This is a genomic window from Saccharothrix saharensis (genome assembly GCF_006716745.1).
Classification (GTDB): Bacteria; Actinomycetota; Actinomycetes; order Mycobacteriales; family Pseudonocardiaceae; genus Actinosynnema; species Actinosynnema saharense.
On the sequence record NZ_VFPP01000001.1, the window covers coordinates 4,305,914 to 4,332,356 of the forward strand.

Annotated in this window: 29 protein-coding genes and 1 pseudogene; 14 read left to right on the forward strand and 16 right to left on the reverse strand. The window is 71.5% G+C overall.

Annotated elements, in window-relative coordinates; all coding sequences use genetic code 11:
• Nucleotides 1–15 precede the first annotated feature (15 nt).
• From FHX81_RS18675 to FHX81_RS18700, 6 genes are all read left to right on the forward strand, one after another.
• A complete protein-coding gene (locus FHX81_RS18675) occupies nucleotides 16–759 on the forward strand; it encodes a glutaminyl-peptide cyclotransferase (protein ID WP_141984008.1) in 744 nt (247 codons plus the stop codon).
• 18 nt (nucleotides 760–777) lie between these two features.
• Nucleotides 778–1,683 (forward strand): threonine ammonia-lyase, encoded by a 906-nt coding sequence (locus FHX81_RS41315; protein ID WP_141979388.1) that lies wholly within the window; start codon nucleotides 778–780, stop codon nucleotides 1,681–1,683.
• A gap of 34 nt (nucleotides 1,684–1,717) precedes the next feature.
• The gene (locus FHX81_RS18685; protein WP_141979389.1) at nucleotides 1,718–3,235 is read left to right on the forward strand and encodes an MFS transporter; all 1,518 of its coding nucleotides are present in this window, start codon (nucleotides 1,718–1,720) and stop codon (nucleotides 3,233–3,235) included.
• A gap of 11 nt (nucleotides 3,236–3,246) precedes the next feature.
• Nucleotides 3,247–3,726 (forward strand): DUF2771 family protein, encoded by a 480-nt coding sequence (locus FHX81_RS18690; RefSeq protein ID WP_141979390.1) that lies wholly within the window; start codon nucleotides 3,247–3,249, stop codon nucleotides 3,724–3,726.
• 73 nt (nucleotides 3,727–3,799) lie between these two features.
• Nucleotides 3,800–4,978 (forward strand): ATP-binding protein, encoded by a 1,179-nt coding sequence (locus FHX81_RS18695; RefSeq protein ID WP_141979391.1) that lies wholly within the window; start codon nucleotides 3,800–3,802, stop codon nucleotides 4,976–4,978.
• Nucleotides 4,975–6,048 carry a ParA family protein gene (locus FHX81_RS18700; RefSeq protein ID WP_141979392.1) on the forward strand — a complete coding sequence of 358 codons (1,074 nt, stop codon included), beginning with the start codon at nucleotides 4,975–4,977 and terminating at the stop codon, nucleotides 6,046–6,048. The genes FHX81_RS18695 and FHX81_RS18700 overlap by 4 nt, the downstream gene beginning before the upstream one ends.
• Before the next feature lie 93 nt (nucleotides 6,049–6,141).
• Here FHX81_RS18700 and FHX81_RS18705 read toward each other — a convergent pair whose 3' ends face one another.
• Entirely contained in the window at nucleotides 6,142–6,528 is a 387-nt protein-coding gene (locus tag FHX81_RS18705) for a cold-shock protein (RefSeq protein ID WP_141979393.1), read from the reverse strand.
• A 148-nt stretch (nucleotides 6,529–6,676) separates the two neighbouring features.
• On the opposite strand from FHX81_RS18705, the gene FHX81_RS18710 reads away from it, so the two are divergent.
• A complete protein-coding gene (locus FHX81_RS18710; protein WP_141979394.1) occupies nucleotides 6,677–6,883 on the forward strand; it encodes a hypothetical protein in 207 nt (68 codons plus the stop codon).
• On the opposite strand, the gene FHX81_RS18715 is transcribed toward FHX81_RS18710, so the two are convergent.
• Nucleotides 6,843–7,493 (reverse strand): HAD family hydrolase, encoded by a 651-nt coding sequence (locus FHX81_RS18715; protein ID WP_141979395.1) that lies wholly within the window; start codon nucleotides 7,491–7,493, stop codon nucleotides 6,843–6,845. The genes FHX81_RS18710 and FHX81_RS18715 overlap by 41 nt on opposite strands.
• 36 nt (nucleotides 7,494–7,529) lie before the next feature.
• Here FHX81_RS18715 and FHX81_RS18720 point away from each other — a divergent pair, with 36 nt between their 5' ends.
• Nucleotides 7,530–8,078, forward strand: coding sequence for a TetR/AcrR family transcriptional regulator (locus FHX81_RS18720; RefSeq protein WP_170232093.1), 549 nt, complete (start codon nucleotides 7,530–7,532; stop codon nucleotides 8,076–8,078).
• A gap of 14 nt (nucleotides 8,079–8,092) precedes the next feature.
• On the opposite strand, the gene FHX81_RS18725 is transcribed toward FHX81_RS18720, so the two are convergent.
• Complete coding sequence (locus tag FHX81_RS18725; RefSeq protein WP_141979397.1) at nucleotides 8,093–9,067, reverse strand: Gfo/Idh/MocA family protein; 975 nt, start codon at nucleotides 9,065–9,067, stop codon at nucleotides 8,093–8,095.
• 32 nt (nucleotides 9,068–9,099) lie between these two features.
• On the opposite strand from FHX81_RS18725, the gene FHX81_RS18730 reads away from it, so the two are divergent.
• Nucleotides 9,100–9,474 (forward strand): YccF domain-containing protein, encoded by a 375-nt coding sequence (locus tag FHX81_RS18730; protein WP_141979398.1) that lies wholly within the window; start codon nucleotides 9,100–9,102, stop codon nucleotides 9,472–9,474.
• 31 nt (nucleotides 9,475–9,505) lie between these two features.
• Here FHX81_RS18730 and FHX81_RS18735 read toward each other — a convergent pair whose 3' ends face one another.
• The 3 genes from FHX81_RS18735 to FHX81_RS18745 all read right to left on the reverse strand — a co-directional run bounded on the left by FHX81_RS18735 (nucleotide 9,506) and on the right by FHX81_RS18745 (nucleotide 11,725).
• Nucleotides 9,506–10,294, reverse strand: coding sequence for a metallophosphoesterase (locus tag FHX81_RS18735; protein ID WP_141979399.1), 789 nt, complete (start codon nucleotides 10,292–10,294; stop codon nucleotides 9,506–9,508).
• 153 nt (nucleotides 10,295–10,447) lie between these two features.
• Nucleotides 10,448–11,242 (reverse strand): HAD-IIA family hydrolase, encoded by a 795-nt coding sequence (locus tag FHX81_RS18740; RefSeq protein WP_141979400.1) that lies wholly within the window; start codon nucleotides 11,240–11,242, stop codon nucleotides 10,448–10,450.
• A gap of 18 nt (nucleotides 11,243–11,260) precedes the next feature.
• Entirely contained in the window at nucleotides 11,261–11,725 is a 465-nt protein-coding gene (locus tag FHX81_RS18745) for a MarR family winged helix-turn-helix transcriptional regulator (protein WP_141979401.1), read from the reverse strand.
• Between the two features lie 114 nt (nucleotides 11,726–11,839).
• Between FHX81_RS18745 and moaA the strand changes: the two genes are divergently transcribed.
• From moaA to FHX81_RS18760, 3 genes are all read left to right on the forward strand, one after another.
• Nucleotides 11,840–12,898 (forward strand): GTP 3',8-cyclase MoaA, encoded by a 1,059-nt coding sequence (gene moaA / locus FHX81_RS18750; protein ID WP_141979402.1) that lies wholly within the window; start codon nucleotides 11,840–11,842, stop codon nucleotides 12,896–12,898.
• 1 nt (nucleotide 12,899) lies between these two features.
• Entirely contained in the window at nucleotides 12,900–13,154 is a 255-nt protein-coding gene (locus FHX81_RS18755; RefSeq protein WP_141979403.1) for a MoaD/ThiS family protein, read from the forward strand.
• 380 nt (nucleotides 13,155–13,534) lie between these two features.
• A complete protein-coding gene (locus FHX81_RS18760; protein ID WP_141979404.1) occupies nucleotides 13,535–14,200 on the forward strand; it encodes a LysM peptidoglycan-binding domain-containing protein in 666 nt (221 codons plus the stop codon).
• Nucleotides 14,201–14,298: 98 nt separating this feature from the next.
• Here FHX81_RS18760 and FHX81_RS18765 read toward each other — a convergent pair whose 3' ends face one another.
• The 5 genes from FHX81_RS18765 to FHX81_RS18785 form a co-directional block, all read right to left on the reverse strand.
• Entirely contained in the window at nucleotides 14,299–14,724 is a 426-nt protein-coding gene (locus tag FHX81_RS18765; protein WP_141979405.1) for a molybdenum cofactor biosynthesis protein MoaE, read from the reverse strand.
• Nucleotides 14,721–15,179: a MogA/MoaB family molybdenum cofactor biosynthesis protein gene (locus FHX81_RS18770; RefSeq protein ID WP_246107878.1), complete on the reverse strand. Its 459-nt coding sequence runs from the start codon at nucleotides 15,177–15,179 to the stop codon at nucleotides 14,721–14,723. Before FHX81_RS18770 ends, FHX81_RS18765 begins: the two co-directional genes overlap by 4 nt.
• 11 nt (nucleotides 15,180–15,190) lie before the next feature.
• The gene (moaC, locus tag FHX81_RS18775) at nucleotides 15,191–15,661 is read right to left on the reverse strand and encodes a cyclic pyranopterin monophosphate synthase MoaC (protein WP_141979407.1); all 471 of its coding nucleotides are present in this window, start codon (nucleotides 15,659–15,661) and stop codon (nucleotides 15,191–15,193) included.
• Nucleotides 15,662–15,671: 10 nt separating this feature from the next.
• A complete protein-coding gene (locus FHX81_RS18780) occupies nucleotides 15,672–17,066 on the reverse strand; it encodes an NAD-dependent malic enzyme (protein ID WP_141979408.1) in 1,395 nt (464 codons plus the stop codon).
• 92 nt (nucleotides 17,067–17,158) lie between these two features.
• Nucleotides 17,159–17,344 (reverse strand): hypothetical protein, encoded by a 186-nt coding sequence (locus FHX81_RS18785; protein ID WP_141979409.1) that lies wholly within the window; start codon nucleotides 17,342–17,344, stop codon nucleotides 17,159–17,161.
• Between the two features lie 301 nt (nucleotides 17,345–17,645).
• On the opposite strand from FHX81_RS18785, the gene FHX81_RS18790 reads away from it, so the two are divergent.
• Both FHX81_RS18790 and FHX81_RS18795 read left to right on the forward strand, forming a co-directional pair.
• Nucleotides 17,646–18,137 (forward strand): RICIN domain-containing protein, encoded by a 492-nt coding sequence (locus FHX81_RS18790; protein ID WP_141979410.1) that lies wholly within the window; start codon nucleotides 17,646–17,648, stop codon nucleotides 18,135–18,137.
• A 73-nt stretch (nucleotides 18,138–18,210) separates the two neighbouring features.
• A complete protein-coding gene (locus tag FHX81_RS18795) occupies nucleotides 18,211–20,457 on the forward strand; it encodes a helicase-associated domain-containing protein (protein WP_141979411.1) in 2,247 nt (748 codons plus the stop codon).
• 201 nt (nucleotides 20,458–20,658) lie between these two features.
• Here FHX81_RS18795 and FHX81_RS18800 read toward each other — a convergent pair.
• The 5 genes and pseudogenes from FHX81_RS18800 to FHX81_RS18820 all read right to left on the reverse strand — a co-directional run.
• Nucleotides 20,659–20,817, reverse strand: a pseudogene (locus FHX81_RS18800) (ATP-binding protein); the annotation flags it as partial.
• A gap of 72 nt (nucleotides 20,818–20,889) precedes the next feature.
• Nucleotides 20,890–21,495, reverse strand: coding sequence for a GTP-binding protein (locus FHX81_RS18805; protein WP_073887831.1), 606 nt, complete (start codon nucleotides 21,493–21,495; stop codon nucleotides 20,890–20,892).
• Nucleotides 21,476–22,234, reverse strand: coding sequence for a DUF742 domain-containing protein (locus tag FHX81_RS18810; RefSeq protein ID WP_141979412.1), 759 nt, complete (start codon nucleotides 22,232–22,234; stop codon nucleotides 21,476–21,478). The genes FHX81_RS18805 and FHX81_RS18810 overlap by 20 nt, the downstream gene beginning before the upstream one ends.
• Nucleotides 22,235–22,264: 30 nt before the next feature.
• Entirely contained in the window at nucleotides 22,265–22,684 is a 420-nt protein-coding gene (locus FHX81_RS18815; RefSeq protein ID WP_033442969.1) for a roadblock/LC7 domain-containing protein, read from the reverse strand.
• Nucleotides 22,681–26,055, reverse strand: a complete 3,375-nt coding sequence (locus tag FHX81_RS18820) for a sensor histidine kinase (RefSeq protein ID WP_246107879.1) — start codon at nucleotides 26,053–26,055, stop codon at nucleotides 22,681–22,683. The genes FHX81_RS18815 and FHX81_RS18820 overlap by 4 nt, the downstream gene beginning before the upstream one ends.
• Nucleotides 26,056–26,443 lie beyond the last annotated feature (388 nt).

The window sequence follows — 26,443 nt, forward strand, 5'->3', positions numbered from 1 at the left end:
GTGCGGTGGCTCCTGATGGCGGCGGTCCTGGTCTGCTCGGCGGCGTGCGCCACCCCGCCGAGCGGTCCAGCGCCGGGGCCGACCCGGGTCGAGGTGCTGGGCACGCTGCCCCACGACACCGGCGCGTTCACGCAGGGCCTGGAGCTCTCCGACGGTGTCCTCTACGAGGGCACCGGGCTGGAGGGGCGGTCGTCGCTGCGCCGCATCGACCCCGAGACCGGCGAGGTGGAGCACCGCGTCGACCTGCCCGCACCGCTGTTCGGCGAGGGCATCACGGTGGTCGGCGACCGGATCTGGCAGCTCACCTGGCAGGACGGCGTGGCCATCGAGCGGGACCGGCACACGCTCGAAGAAGTGAGACGCGTCACCTACGAGGGTGAGGGTTGGGGTCTGTGCCGCGACGGCGGCCGGCTGGTGATGAGCGACGGCAGCGACGAGCTGGCGTTCCGCGACCCGACGTCGTTCGCCGAGACCGGCACGGTCGCCGTGCGCCGCGACGGGCGGCCGGTGACCCGCCTGAACGAGCTGGAGTGCGTCGACGGCCAGGTGTGGGCCAACGTGTGGCAGACCGACGAGGTGGTGCGCATCGACCCGGCGAACGGCCTGGTCACCGCCACCGTGGACCTCGGCGGCCTGCGCCCGCCGGACGTGCCCGCCTCGGACGTGCTCAACGGCATCGCGGCCGTGCCGGGCACCGACGAGTTCCTGGTGACCGGGAAGAACTGGCCGACGATCTTCCGGGTCCGCTTCACCTGGTAGTGACCTACCGTCTGGCACGTGGACATCGACCTCGACAACATCGCCCGCGCCGCCGAGACCATCGACCCCGTCTTCCGCGGCACACCGCAGTACGTCGACGAGCAGCTGTGCGCCGCGCTGGACCGCCGCGTGCTGGTCAAGGTCGAGACGGTGAACCCGCTGCGCAGCTTCAAGGGCCGCGGCGCGGACTTCCTGGGCGCGGCCCTGCCGCCCGGCCGCCCGGTGGTGTGCGCGTCGGCGGGCAACTTCGGCCAGGCCGTGGCCTACGTGGGCCGCACGCGCGGCTTCCCGGTCGAGGTGTTCGTCGCCGAGTCGGCCGTCCGCGACAAGGTGCGCCGGATGAGGTCGCTGGGCGCGGCCGTCACCGAGGTCCCCGGCGACTTCACCGGGGCCAAGGACGCCGCGCGTGAGCACGCCCAGCGGACCGGCGCGCTCTTCGTGGAGGACGGTCGCGACGTCGCCATCACCGAGGGCGCGGGCAGCATCGCCGTCGAGCTCCTCCGCGCCGGCGTCCCGATCGACGCCGCGGTCGTCCCGGTCGGCGACGGCGCCCTGATCACCGGCATGGCCCGCTGGCTGAAGGAGCACTCGCCGCACACCCGGATCGTCGGTGTGTGCGCCGAGGGCGCGCCGGCCGTCGCCCGCGCCTGGGCGGGCCGCCCGGTGGCCGACACGCCCATCGACACCATCGCCGACGGGATCGCCGTGCGCGTCCCCGTCCCGGCCGCCATCCCCCGCCTCAGGGCCCTCGTGGACGACATGCTGCTCGTGCCCGACGACGCCATTCGAGACGCGATGTCGCTGGCCCGGACCACGCTCGGCCTCGTGCTCGAACCGGCGGGCGCGATCGGCCTCGCCGCCCTCGCGTCGGCCGACGTCCCCGGCGAGACGATCGCCACCGTGCTCACCGGCGGCAATGTGTGAGACAGCCCGCACCGGGTGAGGCAGGATTGGGGGCGTGACACCCCCTCGGCCGGAAGACCAGTCGCGGCGGTACCCGTGGGAGGACGACGAGTACAAGCCGCGCACCCGGCCGTACCCGACCCCCGGCGCGCCACCACCCCCGGACCCGCGTGAGTCGGCCCGCTTCACCCCGCCGGACGACAAGCCGACCGTCCCGACGCTGCCGAAGAAGCTGACCGTCACCCGCGTGGCGTGGTTCCGCACGCGGCAGCTGAGCAGCCAGGCCGTTGCCGCGTTCCGCAAGGCCGCGCACGCCGACGGCGCGAAGCAGTCCGGCCTGTCGTCGCTGACCTACGCGGTGATGCTGAACTACGCGGCCGACGCGGCCATGGCCGTCGCCCTGGCCAACACCCTGTTCTTCTCCGCCGCCTCGGGCGAGAGCCGGGGCAAGGTCGCGCTCTACCTGCTGATCACGGTCGCGCCGTTCGCCCTGGTCGCCCCGGTGATCGGTCCCGCGCTGGACCGCATCCAGCACGGCAGGCGGGTGGCGCTGGCCGCGTCCTGCGTGATCCGCGTCGTCCTGTCCATCGTGATGGCGCTGAACTTCGACAACTGGGGCCTGTACCCGGCCGCCCTGGGCAGCATGGTGCTGTCCAAGTCGTTCACCGTACTGAAAGCCGCGATCACGCCCCGCGTGCTGCCGCGCGAGATCACGCTGTCCAAGACCAACGCCCGGATGACCGTGTTCGGGCTCGCCGCCGGCGGCGTGTTCGGCGCGGTCGCGGCCGGTTTCGCCAACCTGTTCGGCTCCCCGGGAGCCCTCTGGTTCACCGCCGTGCTGTGCCTGGTCAACGCCTACTACTGCCTGCGCATCCCCTCGTGGGTCGAGGTCACCGAGGGCGAGGTCCCCACCTCGCTGCGCGCCAAGCCGCAGAAGCCCAAGCGCCAGGCACTGGGCCGCACCGTCGTGGTCGCCCTCTGGGGCAACGGCGCGATCCGCATGCTGACCGGTTTCCTCATGCTCTTCGCCGCCTTCGTCGTCCGCGCCCAGACCGAGGGCGACGCCCTCATGCAGGTCCTCCTGCTGGGCGTCATCGCCGCCGCCGCCGGCATCGGCAGCTTCCTCGGCAACGCCGTCGGCGCGCGCCTCCAGTTCGGCTCACCGGACCAGGTCGTCATCGGCTGCCTCACCGCCGCCCTGCTGACCGTCGTCCTGGCCGCCGTCCTCCCCGGCCTGGTCACCGCCGCCGCCGTCGGCCTGGTCGGCGCGACCGCCAGCTCCCTGGCCAAGGTCTCGCTCGACGCCGTCATCCAGGACGACGTCCCCGACGAGTCCCGCGCCTCCGCCTTCGGCCGCTCGGAGACCATCCTGCAACTGGGCTGGGTCTTCGGCGGCGCCATCGGCGTCCTGCTGCCCACCGAGTACTGGATCGGCTTCACCGTCATGGCCGTCCTCCTGGCCGTCGGCCTGGCCCAGACCGTCCAGACCAGGCGTGGCATCACCCTGATCCCGGGCCTGGGCGGCGACCGCCCACTGCGGCCCGCGCCGGTCGTGCCCCGACCGGGCACGTAGGCTCGACCGCCGTGCGCCGAGCCCTGATCCCCGTGTCGCTGCTGGTGGTCCTCTCCGGCTGCGCGGCGGCACCCACCGACCCCGAGGTGACGTTCCACGCGGACGGCACGACGATCAACGTCCGCCCGTCCCAGTACTGCGACCTGCAGTCGGAGAACTGCGACGTCGACCCGGACGCCGTCGGCGTGCTGCGCGTCCGCCCGGGCAAACCGGTCCAGATCTCCGTCCCGGGCGACCTGGCCGACACCGCCTGGTCGGTGAAGTTCACCTACCGCAACGCCCAAGGCGAACCGCAGGAACCGCTGCGCAGCAAGCTCTTCACCGAACGCGACCCGAAGTACGCCTACACCCTCGTGCTCCCGAACCCCGACGACCAACTGGAAACCGTCGAGGTCCAGCAGTACGGGGCCCGCATCGAAGCGAGCACCACCGGCGCGTTCGACTTCGTCGCCCGGGGAACCTGGATCCTCTCCGTCGACGACCGGGACTGACGCTCCCGCTCACGTGGTCGGGCGGTGCCCGATCACCGGCCCACGCCGATGACCCGTCTGTCAAGATTGCGCCATGACCGACGACCTCGCGGACGTACTGGGCACTGAAGAGAACTCGTGCCTGGAGTTCAAGCAGTCCGCGAATGACAGCAGCGTTGTTCTGCGTGCGATCTGCGCCCTGTCCAATGATCTGCCGAATCGGGGTGGCGGCGACCTGCTGATCGGGGTCGACAAGCACGGCAATGCGGTGGACGGCACCGACGTCTCGGATCGCGCGCTGCTTGCCCTCACGGACATGCGCGACAACGGGAAGATCCTCGACAGGCCGTCGATCGTGGTCGACCGGGCGAAGTTCCAGGGGAAAGACGTCGTACACATCAAGGTGACGGCTTCGTCCACACCACCGGTTCGCCTTGACGGCATTGCCTGGGTGAGGCCCGGACCGACGACGCGTTGCGCCACCCGCGACGACGAGCGGGTCCTGAGCGAGCGAAGGCGATCGAACGAGGGACCGTTCGACACACGAACCGTTCCCGGTACTACCCTGGAAGATCTCGACCTGAGCCGGTTCAGGAGTGATGTGATTCCCGCCTTCGTCTCTCCGGAGGTCATCGAGGAAAACGGTCGTCCGGTCGAACTGCAACTCGCCTCGCTGCGCATCACCGACAGCCGGCAGACACCCACCGTCCTAGGCCACCTCCTGATCGGAGTCAATCCATCGGAAAGCATCCCCGGCGCATATGTACAGTTCGTCCGGTACGACGGCACCGATGTAAGCGACGCAATAATGGATTCGCAAGAGATCCGGGGCAACGTACTCGATTCGACCGGCAGGCTCCAGGCAGTTCTTCGAGGACATCTGCACACCTCGGTCAAGACGGTGGACGATTTCACTGAGCAAGACACGCCGGACTATCCGATCGAGGCACTTCGCGAAGTGTGCATGAACGCAGTCATGCATCGCAACTACGAGTCTTCCCACGCTCCCGTCAGAATATCCTGGTTCGCGGACAGAATTGAAGTGACCAATCCGGGAGGGCCGTACGGGCAAGTTCGGTCGGACAATTACGATCGAGTCAACGACTACCGCAATCCGTCACTCGCCGGGGCAATGAAGGCACTCGGCTACGTCAACCGGTTCGGCCGTGGGATCGGGAGGATCCGCAAGTCCCTGGAACTCAACGGCAACCCGCCGGCAGAGTTCGTGATCGACACGTCCTCGTGGGTCGTAGTGATCAGGAGCGCCCGGTGATCGCGCTTGCGCTGTTCAACAACAAGGGCGGGGTGGGCAAGACCACGCTGACCTACCACCTCGCTCACATGTACCAGCGGCTGGGCGTGCGCGTGCTGGCCGTCGACTTGGACCCACAGGCAAATCTCACGTCGGCCTTCCTGAACGAGGACGACCTCGCCACGCTGTGGGGTGAGCCCGAGTCACCCGCTTGGCAGCAACACCGACCGCCGCTGTTCGACGTCGTCTCAAACAAGGTTACGGAGCACGTCGGAACCGTCGCACAGTCGGTTCACCCGATCATGGAGGGCTTGGGCGACGTCACGCACTTCGCGCCGGTGAAGGTCGCGCCCGGGCTCAGCCTGGTCCCCGGCGACCTGGAGCTGAGCGCATTCGAGGAGAAGCTGTCCGACGCCTGGCCCAGAAGTTTTCCGGGCAATGACCTGGCAGCGATCAGGACGACCACCGCCTTTCACCGGATCATCCGCGAAGCCGCCGCGTCGACAGAAGCTCAACTCGTGTTGATCGACGTAGGCCCGAACCTGGGCGCGATAAATCGCGCGGCGCTGCTCGCGGCGGACTCCGTGCTCATGCCCCTAGCGGCCGACCTGTTCTCCCTGCGCGGCCTCCGGAACCTTGGCCCGACCCTTCGGGATTGGCGCACGACCTGGCAGGATACCATCCGGGACAAGATCCCGTCCAAGATTCCATCGCCAGCCGGGATGATGACACCACTCGGCTATGTCATCATGCAGCCCACCATGCGGCTCGACCGACCGGTGCAAGCTTACCGGCGTTGGCTCGAACGCATTCCCAGCGTATTCGAGACCGCCGTACTCGGCGAATCAGCACCAACGGCGCACAGCAGCGAGAAGAGTTTTGAGATCGCCACGCTCAAGAACTACCAGAGCCTGATGCCGCTGGCTCACGACGCGCGAAAACCCATGTTCGAACTCCGTTCCGCCGATGGCGCGATAGGTAGCATGCAGTCTTACGTCCAACGGTGTTACCAGGACTTCAAGAAGCTCGCCATCGAAGTAGCCGAACGACTCGACAGGCTGGGGGTGTCCGAACCCATTGGACTGCGGTGAGCCGTCGCTCGTCCGGAACGCGCGACTCCCCGGGGCGGTGACGCCTCGGGGAGTCGCACGCCCACCCACGTACCGGACCACGACCTGATCGGCTTACGGATCCAACTCCCGCGCCACCGCCCGCACCACCTCGGCGATGAGCTTCGTGTTCTTCCGATCCGGGTACCGCCCCCGCCGCAGCTCGGGCTGCACCTTCACCTCGAGCAGCTTGATCATGTCCTCGATCAGCCCGTGCAGCTCCTCCGCGGGCCGGCGACGGGCCTCCGCCACCGACGGCGCCGGGTCGATCAGCCGGACCGACAGCGCCTGCGGCCCGCGCCTGCCCTCGGCCATGCCGAACTCGATCCGCTGACCGGCCTTCAAGCCCTCGACACCCGGAGGCAGCGCGGATTTCCGCACGTAGACGTCTTCGCCACCGTCCTGTGTGACGAAGCCGAAGCCCTTCTCCGAGTCGTACCACTTGACCTTGCCGGTCGGCACCGTTCCCACCAATCCCTTTGCGATCACACGACGAACGCGCCCCGGGCGTGCCCAAGGCGCGTCCCACCAGACTATCCAGAACACCATCCCCGGGGCACCTCCGATCGCGCGACTACCCCGCCACCGCCGCGCGACTACGCTCCACCCCATGTCGACCACGAAGTCCACGAAGCTGATGCCGCTGGCAGTGGCGTTGTTCGCGCTCGGCGTGGCGGCCGTCGTCGCGATGTTCGTCGCGGGCGAACACGGCCTGCCCGCCTGGGTGTTCGCCGCGGGCTGGCTGCTCGCCCCCGCGGGTCTCGCGCTGGGCGTGCTCAGCGCGGTCCGGAACGCCCGGCCCCGCCCCCGGCGCTGAGCCGGTCGGCGTTCGCCCGCAACCACCCCGGGAACTCCGTCAGGTCCGGCAGCACCACGTCCGCGCCCTCGGCCGCCAGCTCCCCGGCGTCGCACGGCCCGCTGACCACACCCACGGACACCGCGCCGGCCGCCTTCGCGCCACGCACGTCACCCACGTGGTCGCCCACGTACACCGCCGCGCCGTGCGCCTTCAACGCCTCGGCCTTGCCGGTGGACCACAGCTCGCCGAACAGGTGGTCGACCTCCCAGTCGAACGCGGCCAGGTGCAGCGCCGCGTTCTTCCGGTACTTGCCCGTCACCACGATCGTCGTCCCGCCCAGCTCACGCACCACCGCAAGCGCTTGCGCGGCCCCCGGCAGGGCGACCGTGGCCGGGATGACGACCTCCGGGTACAGCTCGCGGAACCGGGCGATCAGGCCGGGGATGTCCACCTCCGGCACGCCGAACTCGCGGTAGATCATGTCCAGGGGCGGGCCCAGGTTGGCCGCGAAGTGCGCCCCGTCCAGCGGGTAGCCGCTCTCGGCGGCGACGGCGTCCATCACCGCGGCCATGCCCGGCCTGGGGTCGATCAACGTCATGTCCAGGTCGAATCCCACCGTCAGCGGCACGGTTCGCACCCTATGCGCTGTGCCAAGCTTTGCGCCGTGACGGAACTCACCCGGGCACTGCTCGACGCGGCGGTGGAGCTGATCGCGGCGCACGGCTCACGCGGCCTGCGCATGGCGGAGGTCGCCGCCAGGGCGGGCGTGAGCAGGCAGACCGTCTACAACGAGTTCGGCAACCGGGAGCGGCTGATCCAGGCCGTGGCGCTGCACAAGACCGGCGAGTTCCTCGACGGCGTGCGGGAGCGGCTGGCCGGCACCGACGACCCGCTGGAGGGGCTGCGCCGGGGCATCGCGTTCGCGTTCGACCTCGCCGCGCGCGACCCGCTGGCCCGGTCCGTGCTCAACGGCGCGAACGCCGAGGACATGCTGCCGCTGCTGACGACCAAGGGCCGGCCGGTGCTGACGCTGGCCACCTCGGTCATCGCCCAGCACATCCGCGCGCACTGGCGGACGCTGCCCGACGCGCGCGTGCACCTGATCGCGGACACGATCGTGCGGGTGGCCCTGAGCCACCTGCTCACGCCGAGCAGCCGCCGCCTCGACTCCGTGGTGCTGGTGACCGAGGCCTTACTCGCCCACCGGCTCTGACCCCGGCCCGCGCCCTACCGCGCCGCCACGTCGTCGTAGCTCAGCCCGATCCGCTCGGCGGCCCGGGTGAGCGTGCGCAGGATCGCCAACGACTCGGCGGGCCGCATCGACGGGCTCTCCGTCTCACCCGCCCGCACCCGCCGCACGACCTCCCGCAACTGCGGGACGTACCCCGCGCCCTCCTGCTCGTGCCGGTGCTCCACCCCGTCGACCAGGATCCGGCTCGGGTTGTAGAGCGCCTCCGGCAGCTCCACCAGCCCCTTCGTCCCGTACACCACCGCACCGGACCGCAACGGGCTGACCAGCGAGGATCCCAGCAGCGCGTGCGCGCCGCCCTCGTAGCCCAGCAGCATCCCGATCTCGGCGTCCACACCGCCCACCAGCCGCCCGTGCGCCTGCACCGTCTCCGGCTCACCCAGCACCAGGTGCGCGAACGACACCGGGTAGATGCCCAGGTCGAACAACGACCCGCCGCCGAGCGCCTTGCTCCACAGCCGGTGGGCGGGGTCGTGCTCCAGGGTGAAGCCGAAGTCCGCCCGCACCGACCGGACCTCGCCGATCACGCCGTCCGCGATCAACTCCGACATCCGCACGATGAGCGGGTTGAACCGGGTCCAGATGGCCTCCATGAAGAACAGCCCGCGCTCACCCGCCAGGTGCACGACGTCCTGCAACTCGGCCAGCGTCAGCGTGGCGGGCTTCTCGCACAGCACGTGCTTGCCCGCCTCCAACGCCGCACGCGTCACCGCGTGGTGCTGGACGTGCGGCGTGGCCACGTAGACGACGTCCACGTCCGGGTCGGCCAGCAGGTCGGCGTAGTCGCCGTACGCGCGGGGGATCTCGTGCTTCGCCGCGAAGGCTTCGGCCTTGGGCAGCGCGCGCGACGAGACCGCGAGCACCTCGACGTCGGGCAGCAGGCGGAGGTCGCCGGTGACGACGTCGGCGATGCCGCCCGTCGCCACGACGCCCCAGCGGAGTTTGTTCGGCACGGGACGGGAGCTTAATCGGGCAAGATGGACCCGTGAGGCTCATCCTGAACCTGATCTGGCTGGTCCTGAGCGGCTTCTGGCTGGCCGTCGGGTACGTGGTGGCCGGCGTGGTGTGCTGCGTGCTGATCGTGACCATCCCGTGGGGGTTGGCCGCGTTCCGCATCGCGAACTACGCGCTGTGGCCGTTCGGGCGCACGGTCGTGGACCGGCCCGGCGCGGGCGCGCCGTCGCTGCTCGGCAACGTCATCTGGATCGTCGTGGCGGGGATCTGGCTGGCCATCGGCCACGTCGTCACCGGTGTGCTGCTGTGCGTGACGATCATCGGGATCCCGCTGGGCGTGGCGAACTTCAAGCTGGTCCCGGTGTCCCTGATGCCGCTGGGCAAGGAGATCGTGCCGGTCCCCTAGCCCCGGATCACCGCCGCACCCTCGCCGCGCGTCACTCCGACAGGTCGTCCAGCTCCACGACCAGGCACGGACCGCCGCTGTAGAGCCCGGCGTCCACCGCGAGCACCTTGCCGTCGGCGTACCGCAGCGGCCCGTCGATCTCCTCCGGCGACACGCCGAGCTGGTCGGCGATGACGCTGTGCCCGTGCACGACCTCGCGGCCGCCGAGCACGTCGAGCAGCTCGGCCGCCACCTCCGCGCCGTCCGGGCCGCGGAAGGCGTAGCGGGTCGTCATCTTGCGCCAGCACTCCCACCAGTGGTCCAGGTCGTCGCCGCGCAGCACCTCCCGCACGGCCTCGTTGACCTCGTCGATCGTGGCGCCCCACTCCAGGTACGCGAGCGTGTCGGAGTGCATCAGCAGGTGCCCGTCGACCTCGGTGAGCACGCGGCGGGTGGTGAGCCACTCGATGTGGGCGTCGGTGAGCCGGTCCTGGTCGCTGCGCAGACCGCCGTTGAGCAGCCAGCTGCGGGCGAAGCTGCGGGGCGTCGGCGCGCCCGGGACGTTGCGGTCGCCGAACCGGTGCATGCCCAGGAGCAGCACCTCGTGGTTGCCGACGAGGGCGTCGACCCGGCCGCCGCTCTGCTCGGCCAGCCGCATCACGAACTCGATCACGCCGATGCCGTCGGGGCCGCGGTCGACGAAGTCGCCGAGGAACCACAGCTCCGCGTCACCGCCGCACCAGTCGCCGTCGGCGTCGACCAGGCCCGCGGCGTGCAGGGCGCGGATCAGCTCGGCGAGGTGCCCGTGCACGTCGCCAACCACGAAGAGCGGTCGTTCCACACCTGCGACGATAAGCGACGCGGGGGCGTGGCGCGTAAAAGTCGATCAGGCACGCCGCCGCCACCGTCGCCGCGGGGACCGCGGGCCTCCCCCACCGGGGTGAGTTCGGGCCGGTCCGCCAGGTCGGCCCCGCCCCCGGCCCCGAGCCACGCCTCAGGCCTCGTCCGGGAACGGGTTCGCCGAGTGGCCGACCAGGTCCGCGATCGACTTGACCACCCGCGTCGGCCGGTACGGGTACAGCTCCGCCGTCGACTCCGCCGAGATGCCGGTGAGCACCAGGATCGTGCGCAACCCGGCCTCCAGCCCGGACCGCACGTCGGTGTCCATCCGGTCGCCGATCATCAGCGTCGTCTCCGAGTGCGCGCCCAGCGCCCGCAGCGCCGACCGCATCATCAACGGGTTCGGCTTGCCCACGTAGTAAGGAGCACGGCCGGTGGCGCGCTCGATCAGCGCGGCGATCGAGCCGGTCGCGGGCAGCGAGCCCTCCCGGGACGGGCCGGTGGCGTCCGGGTTGGTCGCGATGAACCGCGCGCCCTCCTCCACCAGCCGGATCGCCTTGGTGATCGCGGTGAAGCTGTAGGTGCGGGTCTCGCCGAGCACCACGTAGTCCGGGTCGCGGTCGGTCAGCACGTACCCGATCTCGTGCAGCGCCGTGGTCAGCCCCGCCTCGCCGATCACGAACGCCGAGCCGCCCGGCCGCTGGGAGTCCAGGAACCTCGCGGTCGCCAGCGCGGAGGTCCAGATCGCCGCCTCCGGCACCTCCAGACCGGTGCGGGACAGCCTGGCCCGCAGGTCGCGCTGGGTGTAGATGGAGTTGTTCGTGAGCACCATGAACGGGATGCCGTTCGCGGTGAGCTCGGCGACGAACTCGCTCGACCCCGGGATCGGGTGCTCCTCGTGCACGAGCACGCCGTCCATGTCCATCAGGTAGTTCCACTGAGCGGCCATGGCGGACATGCTGCCGGCTCAGGCGTCGACCACGCGCCGGCGGAACGTCTCGATGAGCACCTGGTTGTAGCGCTCCAGCACGTCCCGCTCGGCCGGGGTGAACCGCGACAGCACCTCCCGCAGCGTCTCCTGCGCCCCGGCGACCAGGTCGCCGAGCCCGCCCTCCTCCCGCACGGTGACCTCGACCAGGACCTTGCGCCGGTCGTGCGGGTCGCGCACCCGCCGCACGTACCCGGCCCGCTCCAGCCGGTCGATCACCCCGGTCACGGCGCCGGTGGACAGCCCGGACAGCTCGGCGATCCGGCCGGCCGTGATCGGGCCCTCCGCGCGCAGGGCCAGGTCGAGGCACTTCTCGTCGGTGGGCGACAGCCCCATCCGCTCGGCCACCCGGCTGTGGAACAGGACGGTGAGCGCGCTGGTCTCCCGCGCGTAGACGCTGAACCGCTCCAGCACGTCCGCGGGCACCTCGTGCTCACTGGTCATGCCGGGCAATTTAGCGTTCCGGGCGCCGGGTTCGTCAGCCTCGTCCACCGCCACGCCCCGCTGTCCCCCATTTCCAGCAGCACCCACAAGTGTCCGCCGATTACCCTGGTAGGGGTGACAGCTGTCGAGTTGGGGCTACCCGTCGTGCGCGGCAACCCGGACACCTCCGAACGGCCGGGCTCACCGCTGCTGGTGGACCGGTTCGGCCGGGTCGCCACCGACCTGCGCGTGTCGTTGACCGACCGCTGCAACCTGCGCTGCACCTACTGCATGCCCGCCGAGGGCCTGGACTGGCTGCCCAAGCCGGACCTGCTGTCCGACGACGAGCTCACCCGGCTGATCGGGATCGCGGTGACCCGCCTGGGCGTGACCGACGTCCGGTTCACCGGCGGCGAGCCGCTGCTGCGGCCCGGGCTGGACGACGTGGTCGCGGCCACCGCCGCGCTCGACCCGCGGCCCCGCATCTCGATGACCACGAACGGCCTGACCCTGGCCAAGCGCGCCGCCGGGCTGGCCGCCGCGGGCCTCGACCGGGTCAACGTCTCGCTCGACACCCTCGACCCCGAGCGCTTCCACCGCCTGACCCGCCGCGACCGGCTCGCGGACGTGTTCGCGGGCCTGGCCGCCGCGCGCGACGCCGGGCTGGCGCCGGTCAAGGTGAACACGGTGCTGATGCGGGGCGTGAACGAGGACGAGGCCGTGCCGCTGCTGCGCCACTGCCTGGCGCACGGCTACCAGCTGCGGTTCATCGAGCAGATGCCGCTGGACCCGCAGCACGGCTGGAACCGCGACGACATGGTGACCGCCGAGGAGATCCTGGCGTCCCTGCGCACCGCGTTCACCCTGACGCCCGAGCCGGGCGAGCGGGGCGGCGCGCCCGCCGAGCGGTGGCTGGTGGACGGCGGCCCGGCCGTGGTGGGCGTGATCGCGTCGGTGACGCGGCCGTTCTGCGCGGCCTGCGACCGGACCCGGCTCACCGCGGACGGCCAGGTGCGCAACTGCCTGTTCAGCCGGTCCGAGACGGACCTGAGGGCGTTGCTGCGCGGCGGCGCGTCCGACGAGGAGGTCGCGGCGGTGTGGCGGGGCAACGCGTGGGCGAAGGCGGAGGGGCACGGCATCGACTCGGCCGGGTTCAGCCAGCCCGACCGGCCCATGAGCGCGATCGGAGGATGAGGTGCGGCTGACCGTTCGGTACTTCGCGGGGGCGCGGGCGGCGGTGGGCGTGCCGGACGAGAGCTTCGAGCTGCCCGGCGACACGGCCACCGTCCAGGCGGCGATCGAGGCCGTCCGCGGCCGGCACGGCGAGAAGGTGGCGCGCGTGCTGCCCGCGTGCAGCTTCCTCCTGGACGGCGTGGCGGTCCGTGATCATGACACGGCAGTGTTGTCCGGGTCACAACTCGACGTGCTGCCGCCCTTTGCCGGTGGCTGACCCTTCTCCACCCTTGCGGATTAATACGTGAGCTAAACCTCACTTACGGTGATTGATCTCGGCGAATCTCGGAACGGAAACAGACCGATAACGGTGTCCTGAGCTGCCTAAACGGGCGAGTCGGGTAGTCACTCTGTTGCGTTACAGTGACGTGCGTCACACGGCAGATCATTTGGCGCGCGGCTCCCGGTTACGTACCGTCGCTTCTCGGTTGGCCCCGACCGACCGAAGCACGACCGGGACGCCTCGCACCGAACCTGTCCACCGGCGCCCCGGAACACCCCCCGAGCGAGAGACAACCACCGGACAGGGATCAAGCCGAGCGGCGTACCGGGCCCGAACCCGAGCCGGTCGTGCAGGTGCGGGTGGACGAGAGGGAAATGGCTTCTTACCGAGGCAAGCACCGCCCGACCACCAGTCCCGCCGCCCGCGGCATCGCGAAGGTCGCCGTCGCCGGCGTCATCGTGGGCGCCCCGCTGGCCATGGCCGCCGGCACCGCCAACGCGCAGGGTTCCGGCGTCAACTGGGACGCGGTCGCCGCGTGCGAGAGTGGCGGCAACTGGAGCATCAACACCGGCAACGGCTACTACGGCGGCTTGCAGTTCCTGCCGTCCACGTGGACCGCGCACGGCGGCTCCGGCATGCCCCACCAGGCTTCCCGCGAGGAGCAGATCCGCGTAGCCGAGAACGTGATGCAGACCCAGGGCATCGGCGCTTGGCCGGTGTGCGGGCCCAAGGGCCTCGGCGGCGCCCCCGCGCCGGTGAAGGCCAAGCCGGCCCCGGCGCAGCAGGCTGCCCCCAAGCAGGCCGCGCCCGCCCCGGTGCAGCAGTCCGCCCCGGTCCAGCAGGCGCCCGCGCCCGTGACCGTGGCGCTGCCGACCTCCAACCCGAACGGCGACTACGAGATCAAGGCGGGCGACAGCCTGTCCAAGATCGCGGAGGAGCTGAAGGTCGAGGGTGGCTGGGCCAAGCTGCACGAGCTGAACAAGCAGTTCATCCCGAACGCCGACCTCATCCTGCCGGGTCACAAGATCGCGACCAAGTGACCCGTCGCCGGCGCGAGTCGGTGCACGACGGAACCGGACCCCGGACCGCCCCCCTCGGCGGTCCGGGGTCCGAACCCGTTGCGGCGTGAGAGCCCCGCTCAGGGCATGTTGACCCACTCGTCGGTGCCGTCGGTGAAGACCTGCCGCTTCCACACCGGCAGCCGCCGCTTCACCTCGTCGACGAGTTCCGAGCACACCGCGAACGCCTCGCCCCGGTGCTCGGCGGACACCGCGCACGCCAGCGCCACGTCCCCGATCGCCAGCGGACCGACCCGGTGCGACACGGCGACCGCGCGCACGCCCTCGAACCGACCCACCACGTCCGCCACCACCTCGGCCACCACGGCGGCGGCCGTCGGGTGACCGACGTACTCCAGCTCGCGCACCGATCGCCCGTGGTCGTGGTCGCGCACCACCCCGGCGAACGTCACCACCGCGCCCGCCGCCGCGTGCTCCACGAGCTTCGCGTGCTCGTTCACGGACAGCGGTTGGTCGCTCACGGTCGCCCGCAGCACCTCGGTCATGCGTGGTCACCTCCGGCCACCTGGTCGACGGCGTGCTCCAGCAGGGTCGCGAGCACGTCCAGCCCGTCGCGCACCCCGCCCGTCGAGCCGGGCAGGTTCACCACGAACGTGCGGCCGGCCACCCCCGCCACACCGCGCGACAGCACGGCGGTGGGCACGCGTGGCCAGCCTGACATCCGGATGGCGTCGGCCACACCCGGCACCTCGAAGTCCAGCACCGACCGGGTCGCCTCGGGCGTGCGGTCGGTGGGGCTGATGCCCGTGCCACCGGTCGTGACGACGACCGAGACGCCGTCCGCCACGGCCGCGCGCAACGCCCCGGCCACCGGCTCTCCGTCCGGCACGACCACCGGCTCCGGCACGTCGTAGGACCGCTCCCGCAGCCACCCGACGATGATCGGCCCGCCGCGGTCGGCGTACACGCCCGCGGCCGCCCGGTTCGACGCGGTGATCACCCGCGCCGTCCTCACGGGCGTTCCCACAGGCCGGTCTTGCCGCCCTCCTTGCGCTCGACCCGCACCGCGTCCAACGACGCCGCCGGGTCCACCGCCTTCACCATGTCGTGCAGCGTGAGCCCGGCCACCGACACGGCCGTCAACGCCTCCATCTCCACGCCCGTGCGGTCCGTGGTGCGGACGGTCGCCGTGATGCGGACCTCGGCGTCACCCGGCGTCAGGTCGACCTTGACGCTGGACAGCGCGATGGGGTGGCAGAGCGGCACGAGCTCCCACGTCCGCTTGGCCGCCATGATCCCCGCGATCCGCGCCGTGGCGAGCGCGTCGCCCTTCGGCAGCCCGTCCCGGCCCAGCAACGCCACCACCTCGTGCGTGGTCCGCAGCACACCGGACGCCACCGCCGTGCGCGTGGTCGGCTCCTTCTCGGACACATCGACCATGCGTGCCGCGCCGGCGGCGTCCAAGTGGGTGAACTGAGTCATACCGGCGATGCTAGGCCGAAGCGGACTCCACAGCGGCTTTGCGGACCGCTTCCGCGACCGCGGGGGCCACCGTGTTGTCGAACACGCTCGGCACGATGAAGGAGGCGTTCAGCCGGTCGCCGTCCACCACGTCCGCGATCGCGTTCGCGGCGGCGATGAGCATCGCGTCGGTGATCGTGCGGGCGTGCGCGTCCAGCAGGCCCCGGAACACGCCCGGGAACGCCAGCACGTTGTTGATCTGGTTCGGGAAGTCGCTGCGCCCGGTGGCCACGACGGCGGCGTGCTTCTGCGCCTCCATCGGGTCGATCTCCGGGTCCGGGTTGGCCAGCGCGAACACGATGGCGTCGGAGTTCATCGTGGCGACCTGCTCCGCGCCGAACAGGTTCGGGGCCGACACGCCGATGAACACGTCCGCGCCCACCAGCGCGTCGTGCAGCCGCCCGCTGACGTTGTCCTTGTTGGTCGCCGCCGCGATGGACTTGAGGTTGTCGTCCAGGCCGGGCCGGTCGCGGTGCACGATGCCGTCCACGTCGACCGCCACCACGTCACCGGGCTCCTGCTTGAGCAGCAACCGGATGATCGCGCTGCCCGCCGCGCCCACCCCGCACACCACGACCTTGCAGTCGGAGATCTTCTTGCCGACCACGCGCAGGGCGTTGCGCAGCGCGCCGACGACGACGATCGCGGTGCCGTGCTGGTCGTCGTGGAAGACCGGGATGTCCAGCTTCTCCCGCAGCCGCGCCTCGATCTCGAAGCAGCGCGGCGCGGCGATGTCCTCGAGGTTGATGCCGCCGTAGACGGGGGCGATCAGCTCGACCGCGCGGATGATCTCCTCGGTGTCCTGGGTGTCCAGGCACACCGGCCAGGCGTCCACGCCCGCGAACTTCTTGAACAGCGCGGCCTTGCCCTCCATCACCGGCAGCGCGGCCGCGGGGCCGATGTTGCCCAGGCCGAGCACGGCCGAGCCGTCGGTGACCACGGCGACCGTGTTGCGCTTGATGGTGAGGCGGCGCGCGTCGTCGGGGTTCTCCGCGATGGCCATGCAGACCCGGGCGACGCCGGGCGTGTAGGCGCGGGAGAGGTCGTCGCGGTTGCGCAACGGCACCTTGGACGAAATCTCGATCTTGCCGCCGAGGTGGACCAGGAACGTCCGGTCGGACACCTTGCGGACCACGATCCCGGGCAGCAGCTCCAGGGTGTCGGTGATGTCCTTGGCGTGGTTGGCCGACAGCGCGTTGCAGGTGAGGTCGATGATCACCCGGTCGGTGTGCGACTCGACGACGTCGAACGCCGTGATCACGCCGCCCGCCCGGCCGACGGCCGAGGTCAGGTCGCCGGCGGCCGACGCCGACGGCGGGGCCTCCAGCCGGACGGTGATCGAGTAACCAGGGCCGGGGACCGGCATCGAACCTCCCAGACAGCACAGCTCAAGAGGGTTCGAGAGTAGTCCCGGCAGAAATACGGAACGCGCGCGGCTCGACGGCCGCGCGCGCCGGGCTAGCGGTTGATCTCGGTCACCGGGTGGCGGTAGCCGAGCTCCTCGACCGGCAGCGGGAAGGTGACCTTGCCGAACGGCGACAGCGCGCCCTGCACGTCGCTGGCCAGCTCGGACACCGCGTACTTGCCGTCGGCGGGCGGCTCCGGCCAGTGCGGGTCGATGCGCTCGGGGCGGGCCTTGGCCACGGTTCCTCCTCGGTGGTGTTCGTCGCCGACAAGTGTGCCTCATCCGCGCCGGTGGCGGCTCCGGGTGGTCGGCGGCGGAAAGCGAGAGGCACGTCACGCGACCGTCCCCGCCCCGGCGCGGGGGCGACCGCGGGACCGGACGCCCCACCGGACTGAGCCTTTCGCCCGTCCGATGATTCGACCATTGCGCGGGCGAATACGCCCTTTCCGATCCGGTAGTGTTCGCGAAACCGCCGCCGAATGACAACGCGCGTTCCCCGGAACACGTCGTGCCGAATCGGCGAACGGAAGGTCGAATGCCATGAACCTCCGCTCCTTCACCATTCGCGTCACCGCCGTCCTGGCGGCCCTCTGCTGCGTCCTCGCGATCGGGGGCACGGCCCCGGCCGGAGCCGCCCCCGCGGGCAAGGCCCACCTGTTCAACCCCAACTCGGGCCTGTGCCTGAACGTCACCCACGGCAGCATCGAACCCGGCGCCAGAACCGAGATCTACAACTGCCTCGACAACCCGGTCGAGCTCTGGGAGTTGAACAGCGCGGGGCAGCTGTACAACCCTTATTCCGGTCTGTGCCTCAACACGGTGAACTACGACATCAAGGCGAGCACCCGGACGGAAATCTGGGCCTGCAACGCGAAGGTCGCGCAGTGGTCCTTCAACGGTGACAAGCTGGTGCACAAGCAGTCCGGCCTGTGCCTGAACGTCTACGAGTTCGAGATCAAGCCGGGCACCCCCACCGAGATCTACTACTGCAACGGCAACGCCGCCGAGCTGTGGAAGTGGTGGCAGGTGTAGGGCGCGGCCCGGGGCGTCGTCGGGCGGCGGGCCGTCCGACGACGCCCGGAGGTCGGCATATACCGTGGTGGGGATGTCCGGCACCACCCTCGCCGAGTGGCTGCGGGCGCAGGACGACTCCGCGCTCGTGGCCCTGCTGCGCGCCCGGCCGGACCTGGCCACGCCCCCGCCGGCCGACACGACCGTGCTCGCCACCCGCATCGGGTCGCGGGCGTCCGTGGCGCGGGCCTGCGAAGACCTCGACACGGTCACCCTGACGGTGCTGGAAGCGCTGCTCGTGCTGGACGCCGACCTCGCGCCGGTCGGCCGCGGCGCCGTGCAGGAGCTGTTCGGCGAGACCGACATCGGCCCGGCCCTGGACGCGCTGCGCGCCCGTGCCCTGCTGTGGGGCGGCGACCACGCGCTGTCCACCCCGCCCGCGACCCGCGACGCGGTCAACCCGTTCCCCTGCGGCCTCGGCCGCTCGGTGCCGCGCCTGGCCGACGCCGACCTGAGCGCGCTCGACCCCGACGAGCACCGCGTGCTGCAGACCCTCGCCGCCGGGCCGCCGGTCGGGCAGACGAAGGACGCCGGGCACGTCGTCTCGCTGGCCAACGCCAAGACCCCGATCCAGAAGCTGCTCGCCCGCGGCCTGCTGGTCCGCCGCGACGCGCAGACCGTCGAGCTGCCCCGCGAGGTCGGCCTGAAGGTGCGCGGCGACCGGCCGCTCGGCGCGGTCCGGACCGCCGAGCCGCCGCTGACCACGTTCCGCCGCGACCCGTCCGACGTCGACCACACCGGCGCGGGCGAGGCGTTGGAGCTGTCCCGGCACGTCGAGGCGCTGCTCAAGAGCTGGTCGGAGGAGCCGCCCGCGGTGCTGCGGTCCGGCGGTGTCGGCGTGCGGGAGCTGCGCAAGCTCGCCAAGGACCTCGACGTGGACGAGCGGCGGGCCGCGCTGCTGGTCGAGCTGGTCGTCAACGCGGGGCTGGTCGCCGACACCGAGGGCCTGGAACCGGAGTGGGTGCCGACCACGCAGACCGACGCGTGGCTGGTCGCCGCGCCCGAGCACCGGTGGGCCACCATCGCCCAGGCGTGGCTCGACCTGCCGCGGCTGCCGGGCCTGATCGGGCAGCGGGATGACCGCGACCGCCTGCTCAACCCGCTCGCGCCGGAGCTGAACCGGCCGGGTGCGCCCCGCGACCGGCGGCGCGTCCTCGAGGCGCTGGCCGCGTTGCCGCCGGGCACCGCCGTGACCGATCCGGACGAGCTGGCCGCCGTGCTGGCGTGGCGCGCTCCCCGGCGGGGCGGGCGGCTGCGGGACGAGCTGGTGCGCTGGACCGTCGAGGAGGGCACGCGGGTGGGCGTGCTCGCGCACAACGCCCTCACCGCCCAGGGGCGTGCGCTGCTGACCGAGGGGTCCGGGCCGGCCGCGAAACGGCTCGCCGACGCGCTGCCCGCGCCGGTCGACCACGTGCTGGTGCAGGCGGACCTGACCGTCGTCGCGCCCGGACGGCTCGACCCGGAGCTGGCCGACGAGATCGCGCTGGTCGCGGACGTCGAGTCGGCGGGCAGCGCCACCGTCTACCGGGTGCGCGAGGACTCCGTGCGGCGGGCGTTCGACGCCGGGCGCAGCGCCGCCGACCTGCACGAGCTGTTCCGCAGCCGGTCGCGCACGCCGGTGCCGCAGTCGTTGACCTACCTGATCGACGACGCGGCCCGCCGGCACGGCCGGTTGCGCGGCGGGGCGGCCGGGTCGTTCCTGCGCTGCGACGACCCGGTGCTGATCGCCGAGGTGATGGCGCACGCGGCGGCGGAGCGGCTGGCGCTGCGCAAGATCGCGCCGACCGTGCTGGTCAGCCCGTTGCCGCTGGCCGAGGTGCTGGACGGGTTGCGGGCCGCCGGGTTCGCGCCCGCAGCCGAGGGGCCGGACGGGCACGTGCTGGACCTGCGGGCCGGCGGCCGGCGGATCGCGGGCAAGGGCAGGCGCAGGCCGGTGCAGCCGAGCACGCCGTCGGACGAGCAGCTGGGCGAGCTGGTGCGGCTGGTGCGCGCCGGCGACCGGGCGGCGACGACCACCGGCGGCGCGCGGGTGTCCGTGCCCGGCAACCTGGGCGCGGGACCGTCGGCGACGCTGGCGCTGCTGCAGCGGGCCGCGAAGGAGGGCCGCAGCGTGCTGGTCGACTTCGTGGACGGCCACGGCACCGCCGCCCGTCGCGTGATCACGCCGCAGGTCGTGGGCGGTGGCGTGCTGGAGGGCGTCGACGTCAGCTACGGCGAGGTCCGCCGCTTCCCCCTGCACCGCATCACGTCCGCCGCCCTGGTCGAGGACGACGGAGCGTAATCCCCGTTCGGCACAGATGATCACCCGATCGGCGACCCCGCCACGCCCTAGCGTCGAACCGCGGCCGCAAGCCGCACCACATCACCACCTCGTGCAGCGAACGGCCGGGTGAACCCCGCCCCGCTCGGGCACGCCGGAGGGCGGCCTCCTACGAGGAGACCGCCGTCCGGCGGGTGACGGCGACCCGGCTGGAGGCGGGACGAGGACGTGCGGCGACTGCCGGTCGTCGAAGAAGTCGATCGAGGCGAACGCGTCGGCCAACCGGCGCGTGTCCACCAGCACGATCGCACCGATGGCACCGCGCACCGGGTCGTCCCCCAGGAACCGGAACCGGCGCCGGCCCGGCGTGCCGAACGGGTACGGGCACGCCGAAGGGCGGCCCCCGGTGAGGAGACCGCCCTTCAGCACGTCACGCCGACCCCCGGGGGCCGATCAGCCCGCGCGGACCGACATCCACTGGCGCATGGCGTGCTCGACCAGCGTGATCAGCGTCTGCTTGGTCGACTGCCGGTTGCGAGCGTCACACGTCACTATCGGCACGGACTGGTCGATCGTGAGCGCGTCCCGCACGTCTTCGATGCGGTGGTGCAGCAGACCGTCGAAGCAGTTCACCCCCACGACGTACGGCAACTGCCGGTCGTCGAAGAAGTCGATCGAGGCGAACGCGTCGGCCAACCGGCGCGTGTCCACCAGCACGATCGCACCGATGGCACCGCGCACCAGGTCGTCCCACATGAACCAGAACCGGTGCTGGCCCGGTGTGCCGAACAGGTACAGGATCAGGTCCTGGTCCAGCGACACCCGACCGAAGTCCATCGCCACCGTCGTGGTGACCTTGTTCGGCGTGGCCGACAGGTCGTCGACCCCGGCGCTCGCCTCGGTCATCACCGCTTCCGTGGTCAGCGGAACGATCTCCGACACGGAGCCGACGAACGTCGTCTTGCCCACACCGAAGCCACCGGCCACCACGATCTTCGCGGACGTCGTCGGCTTCTTGGCGCCTTCGGCCGCGTTGGGGCTAGAGCCTGCGAAGCCCACTGAGCACCCTCTCAAGGAATTCAATGGACGGCCGGTCCCCCACGACCAAGCCACCCTGGTGAATCAAAACCAAACCCATGCTCGCCATGTCGCCGATCAACACCCGCACCACCCCGAGGGGCAGCCGGAGGTGAGCGGCGACTTCGGCCACCGACCTGGTGTCGGTGCACAGCCCGCAGATCGAGCGGTGCTCGGGGAGCACCGCCGCGTCGCGTTCGAGCCCGCGTTCGCTGGTCGACACCAGCGCTTCGATCGCGAGGTCGTAATCGGGCCGGGTGCGGCCACCGGTCCGGGTGTACGGGCGGACCAGGGACCCGGACTCGGCCGCGGGGTTCTCCTCGCGCCGCACGACCGGCTGCGGACCGGTCGTGTAGGGCACCTGTTCCGGCACGCTGTCGGGCAGGCCGTGGGCACCGAAGAGATCGGCGCCCGGACCTCCGAACAGGCCGCTGCCGTACCCGTCGATGTCGAACCGGTTGGGGACGTCGTCGTAGTCGTACGACGAGTCGTCAACCTCACGCTGAGACATATCGCCTTGCCCCTGCCCTGTGCCTTCGACCCGTGACCCCGGCGCCTGTTCCGCCCGGCGACCCGGCCACGAGTTGGGTGCGTCCTCGGCTTCCTCGTCCTGTGCGGGGTCGGCGTCCGGCTCAGCGAATTGGAAGCCCCCGACCGCCCACTCCTGGTAGTTGAAGTTCCTACCGAAGCGTCGGCCGCCGGCGCCAGATCGTTCAGCCATCTACCTTCACCCCCACGATCTCATGAGGATCTACCGCCGAACCACGCCCTGGAGCTGCGCGCGCAGCTCCGGGGTGAGCTGTTGGCCCACGCGCTCCACCAGCAACGTCATCTCGTACGCGACGAGACCGATGTCGCAGTTGGGCGCCGCCAGCACGGCGAGGCACGACCCGTCGCTGATCGACATCAGGAACAGGTAGCCCCGTTCCATCTCGACCACGGTCTGGTTGACCGTGCCCGCCTCGAAGCACCGCGCCGCGCCCGCCGTGAGGCTGACGAGCCCGGATGCCACGGCGGACAGCTGTTCGGCGCGGTCGCGGGGCAGGCCCTGCGAGCCGGCGAGCAACAGCCCGTCCGCCGACACGACCACGGAATGTGCCACACCGGGAACCCGGCGCACGAAGTCGGTGATAAGCCAACCAAAGCTGCCTGGCTGAGCTGCGGTCGTCACTCCTGCTCCTCGTCTTGCCGGCTCGACATGTCACCAGCGTAAGCGTCGATCAAAGCGTGTCGCCCTCGACGGACGCCCTGCTGAAGACTCGACATGCGTCCACGGATCGCGTCAGCCGATCGTGGTGGCAGCGGGGGCCGCTGCGGTTGCCGCTCCGTCGCCGCCGTCGGCTTCGGTGCGGCGGATCCCGGCACAAGCTGAGCCTTGGGCACCCGCTTGGGCAACCCCGCCTGTGTCGTGGTCTCTGGTGCCTTGTTCAGCAAGGCCTGTGCCGCCTGCCAGCCCTCGTCGGCGGGGGACTCCCACACCGACTCGGCGGCGGGCGCGGCCGGCTCGGGTTCGGCGACCGGTTCGGGCTCGGTCACGCGGGACACCTCCGCGGCGCGCTTGGGCAGGTTGGTGGGCGAACCGGGCTGCCGCTTGGGCAGCCCGCCCTCGGTCAGACTAGTGCCCTCGGCGCGGCCTGACGCCCCCTCGCCCCGATGGGACTGGGAAACGGGCTCCGCTTCGCGCCGCGGCGCGGCATTCCGGCCGGAGTCGAGCAGGCCCCGCTGCGGCAGCGGGTCGTCGGACGTGGTGGGCGCGACCGGCGGGATCGGGCGCGGCGTGCGGGTCGGCAGGCCCGACTCGGCGACCGGGGTCCGCTCGGGCGCCGGTGGCACCGCCTGCGCGGTCGCCGCCGACGTCTCGCTGCCCACGGCCTGGAACCACTGCGAGAGGACCGCCTCGTAGATCGGCAGCCGCTCGGTCGGGGCGTCCAAGTCCTGCTCGACCTCCCTGGCCGCGGGCGCGGCCTGCGGCGCGGAACCGTTGCGGTGCGCGGGCTCCGGGTCCGGCTCGGGCTCCGGGTCGACCAGGAACCCGCTGTCCACCGGGGCGAACTGGGTCGTCTCGAAGCCGTGCTCGTAGTCGGTGTCGTGCTCGGCGCGGTCCTCGTAGGCGGTGAACAGCGTCGGCTCGCCGAACGAGCCCTCCGGTTCGCGCTCCACGTCGCGCTCGTCCGCGGGCCGCAGCCACGACTGCGACACCTCGGCGGGGGTCTCCTCGGGCACCTGCCCGAACGCCGGCGCCTCGCCGAACGCGGGCACCCGGGCCGGGTCCTGCTCGCCCTGGCCCTGCACGAAGCTCACCGGGAACGCCGGCTCGTCCTCGATGCGGGGCATGCTCGGGAAGCTCGTGTCCTCGTCCAGGCGGGACATCGCGCCGGTGCCGAACGCGCCGGCGATGCCGGACGCGCGCTGCGCCGTCGACCCGAAACCGGAGTCGGAGCCAGAGCCACCGAAGCCGGAGCCGGAATCACCGAAGCCGGAGCCGGAACCGGAGTCGCCGAACACGGGCTCGCCGAACGCCGAGACCTGCTCGCCGCCGATCGGGGAACCCGGCGCGCCGGGCGAGGCGACCAGCGTGTCCGGCACGAGCACGAGCGCGGTGGTGCCGCCCTCGATGTCCTCGTTGGACCGCAGCCGCACCTTGATGTCGTGGCGCTTCGCCAGCCGCGCGACCACGTACAGACCCATCCGGCGCGACACCGCGACGTCCACGTCCGGCGGGTCGGCGAGCCGCTGGTTGGCGTCGACGAGCTCCTGCTCGCCCATGCCCACGCCGCGGTCCTGGATCTCGATCGCCAGCTCGCCCTTGCGGGTGCGGGCGGTGCGCACGGTGACCTTGGTCACCGGGTCGGAGAACGCGGTCGCGTTGTCCAGCAGCTCGGCGATCAGGTGCACGAGGTCGTTGACCGCGCGGCCCTGGACGGTGAGCTCCGGGGTCTGGCCGACCTGCACCCGGGCGTACTGCTCGACCTCCGACACCGCGGCGCCGAGCACCTCGGCCGCGGGCACCGGGCGGGTCAGCCGGCGGGACAGGTCCGTGCCGGACAGGACCAGCAGGTTCTCGCTGTTGCGCCGCATGCGGGTGGCGAGGTGGTCCAGCTCGAACAGGCTGGCCAGCTGGTCGGGGTCCTGCTCGTCCTGCTCCAGCCGGTCGATCAGGTTCAGCTGGCGCTCGACCAGGGCCTGCGAGCGGCGGGACAGGTTGACGAACATCGAGTTGACGTTGTCGCGCAGCAGCGCCTGCTCGGCGGCCAGCCGCACCGCCTCGCCGTGCACCGCGTCGAACGCCCGCGCCACCTGGCCGACCTCTTCGCGGGTGGTGATCGGCACCGGCGCGATGGCCGTCTTCGCCGCTTCCTGCGGGTTGGGGTCGGCGAGGATCCGGCCGACCGCCTCGGGCAGACCGTGGTCGGCCACCTCGAGCGCGGTGCGCCGCAGCGTGCGCAGCGGGTTGAGGATCGAGCGGGCCACGAACAGCGCCATGACCAAGGCCAGCAGCAACGCGCCCAGCACGATGCCGGAGTCGCGGAACGCCGCGGCGCGAGCCGCGCCGGTCAGCTCGTCGGTGCGGTTCTGCAGCTGCTCCAGCAGCAGGTTCTCCACGTCCCGGGTGAGGTTCACCGTCAGCGTGGAGGCGATGTCCCACTTCTCCGGGCGCAGCGACGTCATCGGCGACCCGGCCGCGGCCAGGTTCAGCGCCGTCTCCTGCATGTCGTTCGCGGTGTCGACGATGAGGCCGGTGACGGTGTCGTCGTAGATCTTGGCCTGGTCGGGGGTCGCGGACTTGCGGAAGTCGTTGCGGGCGGCGTCCAGCTCGGCGTTCGCGGCCAGCAGCTGCCGCTCCTGGCCCGGGCCGAACCCGCCGCGCTGGAAGACGTCGAGCATGATGCCGCGCTTGCGCGACTCCTGCTCCTTGATGCGGGCGATGGCGTTGGTGGCCAGGTGCAACCGCACCAGCTCGGGCTCGTTGATGCCCGCGATGGCCTGCTCGCCGAGGTCGAGGAGGCTCTCCACCGACTCGGAGTAGGTGCGCAGGACCGCGTCGGACGGGTACTTCGTCTCGCGGACCGCGTTGCGCAGGCTGTTGAGCCGGTCGAGCTGGCTGGACGCCCGGCGGAACCGGGTGACCACCTCGTCGTCGAGGTCGGCGCTGAGGTCGGCGATCTTGGCGTTGAGCGCCTGCACGGTGTCCTCGACGCGGCGCAGCTGGCGGTCCAGCACCACGCGGTCGAGCTCGCGGCCGGAGGCGACGTGGCTCGCGCTGAGGTCCCGTTCGCGCTGGAGCTGCTGCACCAGGTCGGCGACCGCCGACTCGAGCTGGATCTGGTTCGCGAGCCGGTTCAGCTCGGCGGCGTTGGCGAGGTCGGAGTTGACCCGCAGGCCGCCGAGGGCCACCGCGGCGACGGTGGGGATCAGCAGCACGGCGGTCAGCTTGGTGGGCAGCCGCCAGTTGCGCAGCCGCCAGCCCGCCGGGCGGGCCTGCCGGTCCCGTCCGGCCGAGGTCGAACCAGCCGTGGCGCCGGCACCCGTTGACTCGGTCACAGTTCCATCACTCAGCGCAGCCAGTCCGTCACCCGTTCCGGGCCTTTCGGAGCGCGGTGGAATCCCCACGCCTGACTGGCTGGGACCTCTCTCTCGACGGGCCACCCTGGGCTTCCTCTTCCGGCAGCAGTGTTCCCCGGCCTCTCCCCCGCGGACCGAAGCATGGACACGAAATCGGCCCGAATTGCAGCACAGGAGCAGTGGTGCCGGCTAGTCACCGCGCTCCGCACTCGGGACACGACCGTCTGCTACGACCTGTGCCACCAGGCGGGGAGCGTAGTGCTCGTGCCCAGCCCCGGGGAAGACTCCGGAAGCACTCACCGTATCGGAGCAGGGCTGTCGTTTCATACCTCTGGGTGGTTACCATCCCCGGCATCGACAAGTGCGT